Annotated in this window: 12 protein-coding genes; all 12 read left to right on the top strand. The window is 35.3% G+C overall.

Annotated features, from left to right (window positions below):
• Positions 1 to 322: 322 nt before the first annotated feature.
• A complete protein-coding gene (locus tag IGL28_RS05630) occupies positions 323 to 853 on the top strand; it encodes a hypothetical protein (protein ID WP_128427800.1) in 531 nt (176 codons plus the stop codon).
• A gap of 386 nt (positions 854 to 1,239) precedes the next feature.
• Positions 1,240 to 2,538 carry a hypothetical protein gene (locus IGL28_RS05635; RefSeq protein WP_081129105.1) on the top strand — a complete coding sequence of 433 codons (1,299 nt, stop codon included), beginning with the start codon at positions 1,240 to 1,242 and terminating at the stop codon, positions 2,536 to 2,538.
• A gap of 476 nt (positions 2,539 to 3,014) precedes the next feature.
• Positions 3,015 to 3,542, top strand: coding sequence for a hypothetical protein (locus IGL28_RS05640; protein ID WP_081129097.1), 528 nt, complete (start codon positions 3,015 to 3,017; stop codon positions 3,540 to 3,542).
• A gap of 659 nt (positions 3,543 to 4,201) precedes the next feature.
• A complete protein-coding gene (locus IGL28_RS05645; protein WP_081129095.1) occupies positions 4,202 to 4,783 on the top strand; it encodes a hypothetical protein in 582 nt (193 codons plus the stop codon).
• Positions 4,784 to 4,817: 34 nt separating this feature from the next.
• Positions 4,818 to 5,717, top strand: a complete 900-nt coding sequence (locus IGL28_RS05650) for a hypothetical protein (RefSeq protein WP_010719360.1) — start codon at positions 4,818 to 4,820, stop codon at positions 5,715 to 5,717.
• A gap of 289 nt (positions 5,718 to 6,006) precedes the next feature.
• Complete coding sequence (locus IGL28_RS05655; protein ID WP_063627020.1) at positions 6,007 to 6,282, top strand: UPF0223 family protein; 276 nt, start codon at positions 6,007 to 6,009, stop codon at positions 6,280 to 6,282.
• Positions 6,283 to 6,286: 4 nt separating this feature from the next.
• Complete coding sequence (locus IGL28_RS05660) at positions 6,287 to 7,075, top strand: inositol monophosphatase family protein (RefSeq protein WP_232088568.1); 789 nt, start codon at positions 6,287 to 6,289, stop codon at positions 7,073 to 7,075.
• 152 nt (positions 7,076 to 7,227) lie between these two features.
• A complete protein-coding gene (gene typA, locus IGL28_RS05665; protein ID WP_010737451.1) occupies positions 7,228 to 9,057 on the top strand; it encodes a translational GTPase TypA in 1,830 nt (609 codons plus the stop codon).
• 1,074 nt (positions 9,058 to 10,131) lie between these two features.
• Complete coding sequence (recQ, locus tag IGL28_RS05670; RefSeq protein ID WP_081129092.1) at positions 10,132 to 11,883, top strand: DNA helicase RecQ; 1,752 nt, start codon at positions 10,132 to 10,134, stop codon at positions 11,881 to 11,883.
• A gap of 162 nt (positions 11,884 to 12,045) precedes the next feature.
• Positions 12,046 to 12,348: a DUF1507 family protein gene (locus tag IGL28_RS05675; protein ID WP_010719354.1), complete on the top strand. Its 303-nt coding sequence runs from the start codon at positions 12,046 to 12,048 to the stop codon at positions 12,346 to 12,348.
• Positions 12,349 to 12,350: 2 nt separating this feature from the next.
• Positions 12,351 to 13,517: an FtsW/RodA/SpoVE family cell cycle protein gene (locus IGL28_RS05680; RefSeq protein ID WP_010719353.1), complete on the top strand. Its 1,167-nt coding sequence runs from the start codon at positions 12,351 to 12,353 to the stop codon at positions 13,515 to 13,517.
• A 20-nt stretch (positions 13,518 to 13,537) separates the two neighbouring features.
• A complete protein-coding gene (locus IGL28_RS05685; protein ID WP_438843914.1) occupies positions 13,538 to 16,966 on the top strand; it encodes a pyruvate carboxylase in 3,429 nt (1,142 codons plus the stop codon).
• Positions 16,967 to 16,976 lie beyond the last annotated feature (10 nt).

Below are 16,976 nucleotides of genomic sequence, written 5' to 3' on the forward strand. Positions count from 1 at the left end.
GTTAAAATAGATAAATAATAAATGAATAAAAAAGGAAATGATTATGGAAAAGAAGTCAAATTCCTTAGATTGCATTATATGAACGTTTATAAGTCCCTGATAGTATTTTTAGCGGCTGGACAAAAGCTATAGTTAAGTTGTTATTAAACAGAAACTCACAAAAACGGTAAACTTGTTTTATAAATATTGAATACAACAAAGATTTAGCAGCAAAAATAATAATTGAAGCTCTATTAGCAACGTGACTGACTTAAATTTATTTGCTGAAAAAAATATATAAAATGAATCAAGTCAGATACGTTAGAAAGAAAGGTCGGGAATGATGAGTAAAAGAGAAGAAGGGGTTTATGTTGACCCTCATACAAAAGATGTCAGGTGCCATTCTCAATGGGACGATATTAGAAAAATCATCAACAAGAATCAAATGAACTATTTCAATCATCTATCAAAACTCTTTGAAAAAAAGCCGTTAATTTATTTTGAAATTGAAAAAAAAATGATGGATAAACAGAATATTAAAGGTATCTCTTTATTGGTTTTGTTAAAAAGGGAAGGAAAAGGTCTGGCATCCAGCGAATTATTTTATCCACCATTAAAAAATATTCGAGAGATTATGATAAAAGGATTAATGAAGGAATGTAGACAACAGGCATTCATTCAATTGAATGAAAAATACCAACAAAATGGGCATAGAATTGTTGAAATTACAGACCCATACTTTATATCATCTGACAATAAAGAAGAAAAACGTGATCTAGTGGGGATAAGAGAACATCTGAAGAAGGAGTTCGCAAAATATCCTAAAGAAGAACAAAGTGTAAAAATAGAGGAGAATCGAGATAATCGCTTTTAGCTCTTTGTCCAGCCGGATAAGGTTAGTTAATACATATCAAAATTAGGCTTTTTACAACTAATGTTGGTAAAGAGAAATCTTAGAATAATTAGGACAGAAAGAAGAAAAATTCCTTTTTGTTCTTTTTATTAGCTATAGATTGTTAGGTCTAGAGTATTTAAGGTATCTTTGATAAGTTGAGTATAAGACAGCTTGAATCCTTTTTTGACTTGGTCAGTCAAATTCATTCTAAATGGTTTCGAGGTGTCTTTTCTTATTTTTACCTTTTTTTCTGAAAAATAAAAAAGCAATTGGATCGACACATTTCGATATCAATTATTTGATTGTTTAGCGGAAGTAGTTATTTACTAATTTAATGTTAAATTACTTTAAAGGAGAGTGACCCTATGAAAAATGAAACGATTGTAATCCCTCAAGAGAGCTATCATGTAGGTGATGAGAATGAGGAAATAAAAGGTTCGAATGATTTAAACGAGGCAAATGAAGATCATCGTTTGCTTCACCAAGACTCGGGCAATTTATTCAACCCTATATTAAAGGATAAACTTCCGATAGCTCAAACAGTGGAAGTGTCAGACAATACAGTTCACACAAAAAGAAAACAAATGTTTGATGAGCAGGAATCAATTAATCTTCAAGGATGGGACGAATTATATAATCCGCTGTTAAATGGCAATTATACGATAGAGCAAGCAGTGAAAGTGTTAGGTGATATATATGAACCAAAAAGAATACGAATATCTGATGAGGCGAAATCAAATGAACATCAAGAACAATCTGATCCTCATAATCGAAATATAAGTGACTTTACAGAAAAGGAAATACAAGATAAGCGTACGAAAAGTTCCAAAAACATCCCAGTGGCTCAGGCAATCAAACAAATTGATAAGCAGCCTATTTCTCAAACGGCGCACTCTCTTGAGCTTGCTCTACCAAAAAAAGTCAATAAAGCATATCCTAAAGTGGATTACGTTCAACTATATCAATCCATTCAATCAGTTATCACAAGAGAGACATTTTGTGACATATTGGAATTATCAATTGATACATTTCAAAAGTTGCTTGAATATGAAGAGGTTGTCCCCGATCAGTCAGCCAATAGTGAATCAGAACATATAGATAAAAAAGAGAAGTTAACTCATAAAATAATATCGACTATCGAAGAGTTGAGGAGTAGGGAAAAAACTGAGGAGAATCTGAATTGTACTAATAAGGTTAAGGAAGCTTGTGTACTTTTATGGAGAAGTGAACGATTAATGCAGAAAGAATTGTGTGACAAATTGAACATTTCTGATGGGAATTTAAGAAGATGGAATTATAGATACGATCAGGCGCTTGGAAATAAAAACACAATAACAACTCTCGAAGATTTAAAAAATAGGGAGCTAGGGCCAGGGAATTTGTCTTGTCCAGCTGAAGTTAAAGCAGCGTGCGTTCGTTTACTTAAGAATAAAGAAATGACTAAAAAGCAAATATGTGAATATTATCGTTTGGTTCCGAAAACGTTGCATAATTGGACTAAAAATTATGAACTATTACTAAAAGAAATAGAAATGAAATCACAAGGACTTCAAACTTTTTCAACGAGTGTTGGAAATGCTAAAATTACGGCTACAGAAAGTAATATAAGGATAGAACATAAACAAGATACGAGTCCAAATTTAATTTTTGGCGGAAGGACGTAATAAAATTCTAACAGGATAATCATTAGTAAAATCGAATAAACCTTAGAAAAAAATAAAACAAACAAAAAATTATTCAGAAAAAGACCAAGAATTTGATTTTGATCGAACATTTTTTTCTAAAAAGAAGAAAAAGTGAATTATTTGTTAGAACATTCGATGTTAAAATAGAGAAACAATAAATGTATTAAAAAGGAATTGATTATGGAAAATAAGTGAAATGCCTGAGAGTGGATGTATAGACGTTTGTACATAAGTGGTAGTGTTTCTGATAATTGAATAAAATGATCTGAGCAAGTGCTGTTGAACAGAATCTTACAAAAACAGTAAACTTATTTATTAACGGAACATACTAAAGATACAGCAGCCAAAATAATGAATGGAGATTTATTGCCAATAATAATGACTTGAATTTATTCGTTAGAAAAAGATTCAATAAAAATGAATCAAGTCAAATATAATAAAAAGAAAGGTCGGAAATGATGAGTCAAAGAGAAGAAGGCACTCAGGTACCTCCTAATATAGACGATATCAATCGTCTTCCACAACGGAACGATATTATGAAAATTATCAAAAAGAATCAAATGAACTATTTCAACCATCTATCAGATCTCTTTGAAAAAAATCCGTTAGCGTATTTTGAAATTGAAAAGACCATTATGGTTAAATACGAAATTAAAGGTATTTCTTTATTGCTTTTGTTAAAGCGAGAAGGAAAAGGGCTTGCTTTCAGCGAATTATTTTATCCGCCATTGAAAAATATTCGAGATTTTATGATCGCAAGATTAATGAAGGAATGTAGACAACAGGCGTTCATTCAATTGAATGAGAAATACCATCAAAATGGGCATAAAAATGCTGAAATTACTGGTCAATATATTAGTCAAACACTTTGTGATAAAGAAGAAAAACATGATTTAATGGCAATAAGAGAACGTTTGCAGAAGGGTTTCGTAGCATCTCATACAGAAGAACAACGTGTAAAAACAGAAGAGAAATCGAGATAATTATAGCTCTTAGTTCTTTATCAAATCTAATAAGATTTCTAATAAACATCAAAATTAGTAACTTCAACTAGTTTTGATGTTTTTTGCTTCACATTAAAGTATGTTCTTTCAGCATTTCTTGTAGTAACTAGGAAAAAGTAGCGTTTTCTCAATCATAGTTAGTTGGTATCTCTTTGTGGTAACAATAAGCTGAAATTCATGGGGAAAGTAAATGATCCACGACTTCATTTGCTGTTGAATAGTGCTATAAAAAATTCCGCATAATAACCTACAACACTCCATTATACTAAAAAATTTTCATATACAGTGTTGTAATATGAACATAATTTTCAAAAAAAAAAAATAAAAGGGCCCTCCTTGCAATCGATTTCATGATAAGCTTTTTTTATAAAAAAGTTAATGAACTTATCTAGCTTAATTGGCAATAATTTTAGACTACGGTGATAGAATATGAAAATTGGAGAAAAAAGAGAAAACATCAAAACAATTTGCACACGCACTTATCTAGTTTGAATGATAAGATCTCGGTTACAACACAGAAAATTCAAATCAATCAGATGAGCGATGCTCTACAAACCACAAATAAAAAATGATATAAAAGTAAAAAGTATTGAGAGGGACGTTAGAGAGTTATGTAAAAAAAGAAATGGGGTAAAAAGATGAAGTTTACTCAAATACAAAAAATTCATGTAAATCCAAATGTTGGCAATGTGAATCGACATAATGACTATCGAACAATCCAACGTATATTTGAGAAAAGTGCATACAATTATTATGTTCATTTAACAGATTTATTTGAGAGAGAACCATTGAGGTATGCTGAAATTGAAAATATTATATATGAAAAATATAAAATCGAAGGTCCTTCTTTATTAGATGCGCTAAAAAGAGAAGGAAAAGGGTTCCAACGCAGTGAATTATTATGTGCAAATGAAGGTTTTAGAAAAAGTGTCATCAGTGCGTTGTTTATAGAATGCCAAAAAGAATCTAGAATGGAAATTATTGCCAATTATTATAAAAATGGGAATGATATTGTAGAAACGACATTCCCTGATTTTAGTCGTCTAATAGGCGAAAATAATCGCAGAGAAAAAGAAGCATTCGAACAAAGAGAAAAAAAAAGAATAGAAGTAAAGCGATTGAACGCGATACATAAAGGTTTATCTCATAATAAGAAAATAAATGTAATTGATACTCGGAGCATCTCTCAGTCTATACTTAATGTAGAACTAAATAGATAGCAATTATTAATATTTTGTAGGAGGTAGTCAACAGATGAATAAAGAAGATAATAAACTAACAAAATCTTTTTTACTTAGGCCAGACAAAGATCTTCAAACTTTTGCACATTCAAATAAGATTAGTACCAAAAGTATGAAACAAATATTAGAAGAAAAGCTAAAATTTCCATGGGAAAAATTAAACGATTATTTACCAGAGCTATTAGAAAAATCAAGCTATCATTGTATCGTTGAAAAAATTTTGAGTGAACATTCAGAGTTTGGTAAAGTTGTTCCTCTCAGTGAAGAGGCCAATAGGGAAATAAGCATTATTATGAATAAAATAGGAATTTCTGAACAATCTCAGTTCAGTGAAATTTTACCCAAAGCAATTTTAGAAAATCCAATAAGTTTGGAGAGTTTTTCTGAAAATTTAGAAAAATATGTTTCTTCGTCTGAATTTACGATGTATATTAATGCAGCAGAGATTCCAAGTACTATATCATCAGAAGAGATACTTAGCGATAATATAATAAATTTTGAACTAAACAAAACGATTCAAAAATACAATGAACTAGCTGTTAATGGAGGAAATATCATTACTAAACGAGATGTTAAAAGCACCTTACTTCATTATTTAAGTAGAAAGGATAATGAATCATATAGGCCTAAGGTCGATACAGAAGTACTTATTGAAGTTGTTGTCAAAGCATTGCCACATTGTCATTATATTAAAAATTCGTCTTTATCCTCTCAAAATTGGTTCTATAAGATTTTTTTAGAAAATGAAGGGAATTCTAAATTTGCTGAGCTACAGAAGGGGATGTTTAAATTAATTTCAAAAGATGAAACATACACTGCCACTAAAATAAATGAACAATATCGGATAAATCATAGTTTTGCTAATGAAGCGTCTATGAGCTCGTTAAACATACCTGAACATGAAGGACGTTAGTTTCATATGAAATCCCTTAGGAAAAGTAAAAATGTTAGATCTTTTCCTCTTATCTTAATAAATAAACCTACGTCACCGACAGAATTTATTTTCTCTATTTTGTTAGTGACGGTTCTTTGTATGAATGTGTGAATTTTTATAGACTATTACTTATTTTTCTTAGCTAGCGATGAAAACATAGTTATTCAACTATAAATTAATTATGTAAACTAGAAAATCGAAACTATTTGGTTATGTACTTATTCTTATGATACACTGATTTTGACTATAGGAAATAGGAGAATGAAGTATGCAAGATTATCAATACCCGCTTGATTTAGACTGGACCACCGAGGAAATGGTCATTGTGATGAAGATGTGGGAGGATTTAGAGTTAGCGAATGAAAAGGGCATCGATAATGCTCGGTTTTTAAAATCATACAAACAATTCAAAACGGTTATTCCATCTATTGGAGAAGAAAAAAAATTAGGAAAAGAATTTGAAAAAGTATCAGGTTATTCATTGTATCGAACAGTTCAAGCAGCAAAAAAGAATCAGAAAAAAATCCTAAAAATGAATGGGTGAGAACATGAATAAACAAGAACTGATCCATCAGATCAAAATTTGGCTTAAAGAAGCAGCTGAGAAAATTCGTGCGGTACAAATCAAGACGCTTAAAGTTGATCAAAAAACCAATCGAAAAGATCTGGTTACCAATATGGATCGTGAAGTCCAAGCTTTTTTGATTGAAAAGATTCAGGCGTATAATCCAGAAGCAAAGATTCTCGCAGAAGAAGAAGGTTACAGTGAGTTAGAAAGCTTTGAAGGGCAAGTATTTGTTATTGATCCAATTGATGGAACCATGAACTTCGTACTTGAACAAGAGAATTTTTGTATTATGTTAGGCGTTTATCAAGATGGTGTTGGACACCTTGGTTTTATTTATGACGTGATGAAAGAAGCGCTGTATTGGGGTGGAAAAGATTTAGGTGTTTATATGAATGACCATCCGTTAACTAAGCCAGAAGACCTTCGTTTAAAAGATGGACTTATTGGTTTGAACGGTTATCTTTTTAGTCATAATCGGTGGAATGTCCGAACAATTGGTGAACAAAGTATGGGTGTTCGTATTTATGGATGTGCAGGACTAGAAATGATTGCACTTTTAAAAGGGAAACATATTGGTTATATTGCAAATTTGAGCCCGTGGGACTATGGCGCAGGGAATGTTTTACTCGCTGAATTTGGAATGAAATATAGCGGTATCTCAGGAGAAAAGCTAAAATTTCGAGGAAGAGAATATTATATTGCGGCTACACCTCAAGCCTATGATGAAATTCGGGCACTTATTGTTGCGGCTGATTCGCTAAATAAGTAAAAAAAACCGCATAATTAAGAAAAATATGGCTGAAATATTAATTTTCTCGAAAAAATGAAAACATTTTACTATATTTCATGAAAAAAGTTTGCTATAATAAACAGTCGAGTAAAATTGCACTGTCATAAAGAACCGAGAAGGAGTTAGTTACATTGAACTATAGAAATGATATCCGTAACGTAGCGATCATCGCCCACGTTGACCACGGAAAAACCACATTGGTTGATGAATTATTGAAACAATCAGATACATTAGACGCACACACACAATTACAAGAACGTGCGATGGATTCAAATGCTTTAGAAAAAGAACGTGGAATCACGATTTTAGCAAAAAATACCGCAGTTGATTATAAAGGGATTCGTGTCAATATCATGGATACACCTGGGCATGCGGACTTTGGTGGCGAAGTTGAACGAATCATGAAAATGGTTGACGGCGTTGTCTTAGTAGTTGATGCTTATGAAGGAACGATGCCACAAACTCGTTTTGTTTTGAAAAAAGCGCTAGAACAACATATTACACCGATCGTAGTTGTGAATAAAATTGATAAACCTTCTGCACGACCTGAGTTTGTTGTTGATGAAGTATTAGAATTATTTATTGAACTAGGTGCAGATGATGATCAATTAGATTTCCCAGTTATCTATGCTTCAGCATTAAACGGAACATCTAGCTTGTCTGATGATCCAGCTGATCAAGAACCAACAATGGCACCGATCTTTGATACAATTGTTGAAAAAATCCCTGCGCCAGTAGACAATAGCGATGAACCATTACAATTCCAAGTATCATTGCTTGATTATAACGACTATGTTGGACGTATCGGGATTGGTCGTGTCTTCCGTGGAACGATCAAAGTAGGGGACCAAGTTGCCTTACTAAAATTAGACGGTTCAGTTAAAAAATTCCGTGTAACTAAATTATTTGGTTTCTTCGGCTTGAAACGTTTAGAAATTGACGAAGCAAAAGCTGGAGATCTAATTGCCGTATCAGGAATGGAAGATATTTTCGTTGGGGAAACAGTGACACCTGTGGACCACCAAGATGCTCTGCCAATTCTACACATTGACGAACCAACACTGCAAATGACTTTCTTAGTGAATAATTCACCATTTGCTGGCCGTGAAGGAAAATATGTCACTGCTCGTAAAATTGAAGAACGCTTGATGGCTGAGTTGCAAACGGATGTTTCATTGCGTGTTGAACCAACAAATTCTCCAGATGCTTGGACAGTTTCTGGTCGTGGAGAACTTCATTTGTCAATCTTGATCGAAAACATGCGTCGTGAAGGTTATGAACTACAAGTATCTCGTCCTGAAGTTATCGAAAAAGAAATTGATGGCGTGAAATGTGAACCTTTTGAACGTGTTCAAATCGACACACCTGAAGAATATATGGGTAGCGTTATCGAATCATTAAGCTTACGTAAAGGTGAAATGCAAGACATGATCCATACTGGTAATGGTCAAATCCGTTTGACATTTTTAACACCAGCTCGTGGCTTGATCGGTTATTCAACTGAATTTCTTTCAATGACTCGCGGCTACGGCATCATGAACCACACATTTGATCAATACCTACCAATGTTACCAGGTCAAATCGGTGGACGACACCAAGGTGCGTTAGTATCGATTGATACTGGAAAAGCAACAACTTATTCAATCATGAGTATCGAAGAACGTGGAACTGTTTTTGTTGAACCAGGTACAGAAGTTTATGAAGGTATGATCATTGGTGAAAATAGTCGTGACAATGACTTGACTGTTAACATCACGAAGGCAAAACAAATGACTAACGTTCGTTCTGCTACCAAGGACCAAACATCTGTTATCAAAAAACCAAAACAATTGACGTTAGAAGAATCGTTAGAATTCTTGAATGACGATGAATATTGTGAAGTAACACCGGAAAGTATCCGTTTAAGAAAACAAATCTTAAACAAAAATGCACGTGAAAAAGCTTCTAAAAAGAAAAAATAATCATTTGTTCACCTTGTTGATACAGTGATGTTTAGCTTTGAGAAATAAACCGAAGAAGTCCAAAAATAGGAGTAACTATTTTCGGGCATCTTCGGTTTATTTTTGTTCAGATGACTGGTAAATCAGCATTAAAGTAGATGAAAAGAAAAATACTGTCGGCAAATTTTGCTTCTCAATTTTTTAGAACGTATTCAATTGTTTGAAATTAAAAGGAGAGAATTGTTTTTCCTTTTTCTAAAATTTTTATCTGTGGAGAAGTTAATAAAAACTATAAGAAAAATTCAATAAGTACGCTAAAAGTTTATTAAAAGTCTTTTTAAAATCTTTGATTACCTCGTTTTTTGTTTCACAAAAAGCGAAAGTTTCACAAAAAGCATGTTGTACTTGATTGCTTGGAGAAGTAAAATATAATTGACGTATTATAGTTATAGAGGGGCGATAGAAGGGTCAATAATAAAAGGTTGCTCTAGGCTTTTTATAAATAAAAAACAACTAAACCGTGGACGAGCGGCAGTTTTTTGACATAAAGCTGAGTTTCGTAAAACATGGGGAGCTGTTTCGAGATTATCATCCTTAATGCTCCTGCGATTACTCGGCGCAGTTTTTACTTGGTGAGCGCTCAGGTCAAAGCGCTCTTTTCACAACCTCTTATTCACGGTGTTCAAGCATCAGCTCCTTGAAATAAGCCTGAATTTTTCAAAACATGAGAAGCTGTTTTAAAAAATTCTTTCTTATTGTCATCGGAGCTTCCCGATGCTTTCACAACCTCTAATTCACGGTGTTCAAGAAGCAACTCCTCAGCAATAAGCGATGATTTTCTAAAATATGAGAAGCTATTTTAAAAAATCCTCTCTTATTCGCTCGGAGCTGATCGCTTCTTTCACAACCTTATTCACGGTGTTCAAAGAGATGACCTTCGGCGATAAGTCAAAAAATCTCAAAACATGGGGAGCTGTTTCGAGATTTTCATCCTTAATGCTCCTGCGATTACTCGTCGCAGTTTTTACCTGGTGAGCGCTCAGGTCAAAGCGCCCTTTTCACAACCTCTTAAATCAACTAAAAAGTAGGGATAAAATGAATGATATATTAAAACAATACTTTGGTTATGAAGTATTTCGCCCTGGACAAAAAGAAATTATCCAAAAGGTCCTTGATCATGAAGACGTCCTAGGGATCATGCCTACAGGAAGTGGGAAGTCCATTTGTTATCAATTGCCAGCATTGATGCTTGATGGCTTGACTGTAGTCATTTCTCCTTTGATCTCTCTGATGAAAGATCAAGTAGATGCTGCCAATCAGTTAGGCATTTCAGCGACATTTATCAATAGTTCATTGGATAGTTATGAGACTGCTTCTCGGTTTCGATTACTCGAACAGCAACAAATCCAATTATTATATGTTGCGCCAGAACGGTTTATCATGCCAGATTTTATCCAATCAATGAAACGTTGGCACGTGCAACTGATAGCGATTGATGAAGCGCATTGTATCTCACAATGGGGACATGATTTTCGTCCAAGCTATCTTCATATGGCAGAAACATTAAACACGTTTAATCAACGACCGATCATTGTGGCATTGACTGCTACTGCAACAAAGCAAGTAGCAGAAGATATTAAAAGACTTTTAAAGATACCAATGGATAATCATATTCAAACGGGTTTTGCACGAGAAAATCTACGTTTACAAGTAGTAAAAGATCAAAAAAAAGAGCAGTACTTAATTGAGTATCTACGTATAAATAAAAAGCAATCAGGGATCATTTATGCCGCTACCCGCAAAGAAGTTGATCGAATCTATCATTTGTTAAAGAAATTTGATTTCAGTGTTGGCAGATATCATGGTGGGATGAGTGAAAGCCAACGAACAGAAATCCAAGAAGACTTTTTATATGACCGTACAGAATTATTAGTTGCAACGAATGCTTTTGGCATGGGGATCAATAAGAGTAACATCCGCTTCGTCATTCATTATCAGATTCCTGGTTCTTTAGAAGCTTACTATCAGGAGGCGGGAAGAGCAGGTCGTGATGGGCTCTTAAGTGAGGCTGTCTTGTTGTTTGCTCCCCAAGATATCCAGGTCCAAAAATTTTTTATCCAACAATCCCAACGAGAAGAGTCACAAAAACAAAAAGAATACGAAAAATTAAAAGCAATGACGGAATACGTCTACATCGAATCCTGTCTGCAACAATATATTCTTACTTATTTTGGCGAAAAAAGTATCCCATGTGGAAGATGTGGTAACTGTTTAGATGAACGTGAACTAGTCGATGTAACGACTGAAACACAGATGGTGTTGTCTTGCTTGAAACGCATGGGTGAAAATTATGGGAAACAATTGTTGATGAAGGTATTAGCTGGTTCGAAAGAACAAAAAGTCAAGATGCTAGGTTTTCAAGCGTTATCAACTTACGGCTTATTAAAAAAATGGGCACAAAAAGATATTCTTCAGTTGATCGAGTATCTTATTTCTGGTGGTTATCTGTATTCAATGAACGGTGAATACCCCACGTTGAAAGTAACGGAACTAGGAATCGAAGTGTTAAAAGGGAAACAAAAAGTATTTAAAAAAGAAGCTGAAAAAGTCCAACAACTTTCTGATGAAGAAGCTGACACCTTATTTGAAACGCTAAGAGAGTTACGAACTGACTTAGCTTCTGAAGCAGGCGTGCCGCCTTATGTGGTTTTTTCAGATGCGACTTTAAAAGAAATGAGTCGACAACGTCCAAAAGATCGACTTTCTTTATTGCAGATAAAAGGGGTAGGACAAAGCAAGTTAGACAAATACGGGGACGCTTTTTTAGCACTGATACTTTCTAGTTAAGTAGTGTATCGTTTGTAAAATTAGTACATCTATTGTTTTTGCTCATGATAGGCTAGCAAATAGTAAAAAAAGAAGAAAATCCCTGAGCGAAAACTGGGATTTTTCCCCGTTAGAATTTTAAGTATGTTATAATAAATAAACTTAGAATGGGGGTAGGCTTAGATGGATTCTCTATCAAATGAATTTGCAGTTCAAGTGCTTAAAGATGAATCAGAACGAATCAAACGCTTGATCAAAAATCAAAAAAATAGCCTGTGTATCTCACAATGTAAGGCATTTGAAGAAGTAGTAGATACGCAAATGTATGGCTTCTCACAACAAGTCGGATTTGCCGTTCGTGTAGGCATCATCGATAAAACGGAAGGTCAATTGTTGCTGAGTGAGCTAGAGCGTGAACTGAACCGATTATATAGTGAGGTTTACCAAGAAAATTACGATAAAAAAGAAATTGGCAAGGAGGAGTAAACTTGCCTAAGAAAGTAAAAAAAAGGCATTTATTAAACTATAGTATTTTGATTCCTTACTTGATTCTATGTATTTTAGGTTTAATCATGGTCTATAGTTCATCATCTTATTTATTGCTAGAAAATGGAAGCAGTCCTTCCGCCTCTTTTTTTAACCAAAGTTTGTTTTGGGGCGTTAGCTTAGTAGCTATTGGACTTTTATATAAAATGAAAACATCCGTATTAAAAAATCAACGACTGATTATGGCAGCTATTGCTGTACTGACGATCTTGCTATTGATCGTTTTATTCTTCGGGAAAGAGATCAATGGAGCGAAAGGATGGCTTCAAATCGCTGGATTCTCTCTCCAGCCAGCTGAATACTTAAAGATCATTGTGATTTGGTACTTAGCATTAACGTTATCTAAAAGACAAAGAAGCGTTCAAAAAGATTTTGTTTCTACTGTTAAAAGACCGTTACTGTTAGTGTTGGCACTAACAGCGCTAGTTGCTATTTTACCCGATTTTGGTAATGCAACTGTCATTTTTTTAATTATCTTAGTCTTACTTTTGGCTAGTGGTATCAACTACGTTTATACGTTGATCGTTGGGGTCGGTGGGGTTGGCTTGAGTGCTTTAGCAATCTGGTTGATCAATATCACCCACGGGAAAATATTTCCCGGACGTTTACAATATATCTATAACCGATTTGCCATTTATCAAAATCCTTTTTCTGACGAGTTGAACAAAGGTCATCAATTAGCTAATGGTTATTATGCGATGTTCAATGGAGGGCTTTTTGGTCGAGGTCTTGGAAATAGTATCCAGAAAAAAGGTTTTTTAAATGAAGCGCAGACGGACTTTATTTATGCCATTGTGGTAGAAGAGTTAGGCGTGATCATGGGGATCTTGATTCTTGCTTTACTGTTTTTCATGATTGTTCGGATCTTTTTGGTGGGGATTCGCTCAAAAGATCCATTTAATTCTCTATTATGTATTGGGATTGGTGCCATGTTCATGATCCAAATATTTATCAATTTGGGAGGGATAACAGGCGTTATTCCGTTAACTGGGATCACTTTCCCATTTTTGAGTCAGGGAGGATCTAGTTTATTGATGTTATCCATTTGTGTTGGCTTCGTCTTGAATATCAGTGCAGATGAAAAACGAAAAAGTTTAGGTTTATACTAAAAAGATGTAGGAGTGGTTTGATGGAAAAAGTTTTAGTTGCTAACAGAGGAGAAATTGCTGTACGAGTGTTTCGAGCATGTACAGAATTAGGAATTAAAACTGTAGGTATCTACGCAAAAGAAGATGAGTATTCCGTGCACCGGTTTAAAGCAGATGAAGCATATCTAGTTGGCGAAGGGAAAAAACCGATTGACGCTTACTTAGATATTGAAGGGATTATTGCCATTGCGAAAGCCTGTGGAGCGGATGCGATCCATCCAGGCTATGGGTTGTTATCTGAAAATCTAAGTTTTGCAAAACGATGCAAGGAAGAAGGCATCACTTTTGTAGGACCAGACTTACATCATTTGGATATCTTTGGTGACAAGATCAAAGCAAAAGCAGCAGCTATCGCAGCTGGAATTGCTTCGATTCCTGGGACTGATGGACCGATTGAAAAGGTCGAAGATGCTTTGTCTTTTGCTGAAACGTACGGTTATCCGATCATGATTAAAGCCGCTCTAGGTGGTGGGGGACGAGGAATGCGTGTCGCCCATGATGAAAAAAGCGCTCGAGAAGGCTATGATCGTGCGAAAAGTGAAGCAAAAGCGGCTTTTGGCAGCGATGAAGTGTATGTTGAAAAATATATTGCAAATCCTAAACACATCGAAGTCCAAATTTTGGGCGATAAACATGGAAATGTGATCCATTTATTTGAAAGAGACTGCTCTGTACAAAGACGTCACCAAAAGGTAGTAGAGGTAGCACCTTGTGTCTCCATGTCGACTGAACAACGCGAACGCATCTGTCAAGCAGCCGTTCAATTAATGAAACACGTTGGTTATGTCAATGCTGGGACGGTTGAATTTTTAGTTGAAGGAAATGACTTTTATTTTATCGAAGTCAACCCTCGAGTCCAAGTGGAACATACGATTACAGAGATGATTACCGATGTGGACATCGTGACTACTCAATTATTGATTGCCCAAGGGAAAGATTTACACAGTGAAATTGGTCTGCCGCAACAAGCAGATATCAAACTAAATGGTTCTGCGATTCAATGTCGGATCACTACAGAAGACCCGTTGAATCATTTTCTTCCTGATACAGGGAAAATCGATACTTACCGTTCACCTGGTGGTTTCGGAGTGCGTTTAGATGTCGGTAATGCTTATGCAGGATATGTGGTTACCCCATACTTTGATTCACTTTTAGTCAAAGTTTGTACGCATGCGGCAGATTTTGATACGGCAATCCAAAAAATGGAACGTTGCTTAAAAGAATTTCGGATTCGTGGAGTCAAAACCAATATCCCATTTATGTTGAATGTGATTTCCCATCCTGAATTTCAATCGGGAAACGCTAAAACGACATTTATCGATAATACAAAAGAATTGTTTGAGTTCCCTCGTTTACGCGACCGTGGAAATAAAACAATGAAATACATCGGTGAAATTACCGTGAATGGCTTCCCGGGAATCAAAAATGGTGAAAAACCATTTTATGAATCTCCTCGGGTACCGAAAGATTTGATTAAACGCCCAGATTATCTGACAGCAAAAAATGTTTTAGATTCTGATGGTTCGGATGCGTTAGTCCAATGGATCAAATCGCAAGAAAACTTGTTATTGACTGATACGACATTTAGAGATGCTCATCAAAGTTTATTAGCAACTCGTGTTCGTACGAAAGACTTTAAAGAGATTGCTCAATTGACCGGTGAAGGATTACCTGAACTATTCTCAAGTGAGATGTGGGGAGGAGCAACCTTTGACGTCGCTTATCGCTTCTTGAATGAAGATCCTTGGCAAAGATTAAGAAAGATCCGAGCATTGATGCCAAATACGCTGTTACAAATGTTGTTCAGAGGTTCAAATGCAGTCGGTTATTCCAATTATCCAGATAACGTCTTAGTAGAATTTGTGAAAGAAGCAGCGACTCAAGGAATTGATGTGTTTCGAATCTTTGACAGTTTGAACTGGGTACCGCAAATGGAAAAAAGTATCCAAGCGGTTCGAGACACAGGTAAGATTGCAGAAGCTGCGATCTGCTATACCGGAGATATCAATGATCCTAGTCGTGCAAAATATAATGTCCAATATTACAAGGACATGGCGAAAGAACTAGAACAACTTGGGGCGCATATCATTGCGATCAAAGATATGGCTGGCTTGCTGAAACCACAAGCTGCTTATCGCTTGATCAGTGAATTAAAAGAGACTACTGATCTGCCAATCCACCTTCATACACATGATACGAGTGGAAATGGAATCATTACCTATTCTGCAGCTTCGAAGGCTGGGGTAGATATCGTTGATGTGGCGATGAGTGCGATGAGTGGGAATACAAGTCAACCAAGTATGAGCAGTTTGTATTATGCTTTGGTCAACGGTCCACGGTTGCCAGAGATCAATATTCAAAATGCACAACAATTGAATCATTACTGGGAAGATGTCCGTATGTATTACAAACCATTTGAGAACGGTTTGAATGCACCAGAAACAGAAGTATATATGCATGAAATGCCTGGTGGACAATACTCTAATCTCCAACAACAAGCCAAAGCAGTTGGTTTAGGAAATAAATGGGATGACATCAAACAGATGTACCATACAGTGAACCTGATGTTTGGTGATATCGTGAAAGTTACCCCTTCATCAAAAGTTGTAGGAGACATGGCCTTGTTCATGGTTCAAAATGATTTAACGGAGGAAGATATCTATGAAAAAGGTGAAACATTGAGTTTCCCAGAGTCTGTGATTACTTTCTTCCAAGGAGAGCTAGGACAACCGGTTAGAGGATTCCCGGAAAAATTACAAAAGATCATCCTTAAAGGACGAGAAGCGATTACTGAACGTCCTGGAGCTTTAGCTAAACCAGTTGATTTCCAACAAGTCAAAGCAGAATTAGCTGAAAAAATCGGCTATGAACCTAAACAAGAAGAAGTGCTGAGCTACTTGATGTATCCGCAAGTCTTTTTAGATTATCAAGCGGCCTATAATCAATTTGGTGATGTGACATTACTTGATACACCAACATTCTTCCAAGGGATTCGCTTAGGAGAAACGGTGAATGTTCAGATTGAAAAAGGCAAGATTTTGATTATTCGCTTGGATGAAATCGGCGAACCAGATATTGAAGGAAATCGTGTCTTATTCTTTAACTTGAATGGCCAACGTCGTGAAATTACAGTGAACGACCATTCGATCATCAGTACTGTACAAACACGTGTGAAAGCTGAACCAACAAATCGTGAACATATCGGTGCAACGATGTCTGGTTCTGTATTAGATGTATTAGTCAAAAAAGGGGATCATGTTAAAAAAGGCGATACATTGATGATCACGGAAGCAATGAAAATGGAAACAGCAATTGAAGCTCGTTTTGATGGTGAAATTGCGCATGTCTATGTAACAGATGGCGATGCGATCGCTTCTGGTGACTTATTGATTGAAGTAACTGAAAAATAAAGGTGGGAAA

The sequence above is a fragment of the Enterococcus sp. AZ077 genome, from assembly GCF_051714965.1.
Classification (GTDB): Bacteria; Bacillota; Bacilli; order Lactobacillales; family Enterococcaceae; genus Enterococcus_B; species Enterococcus_B hirae.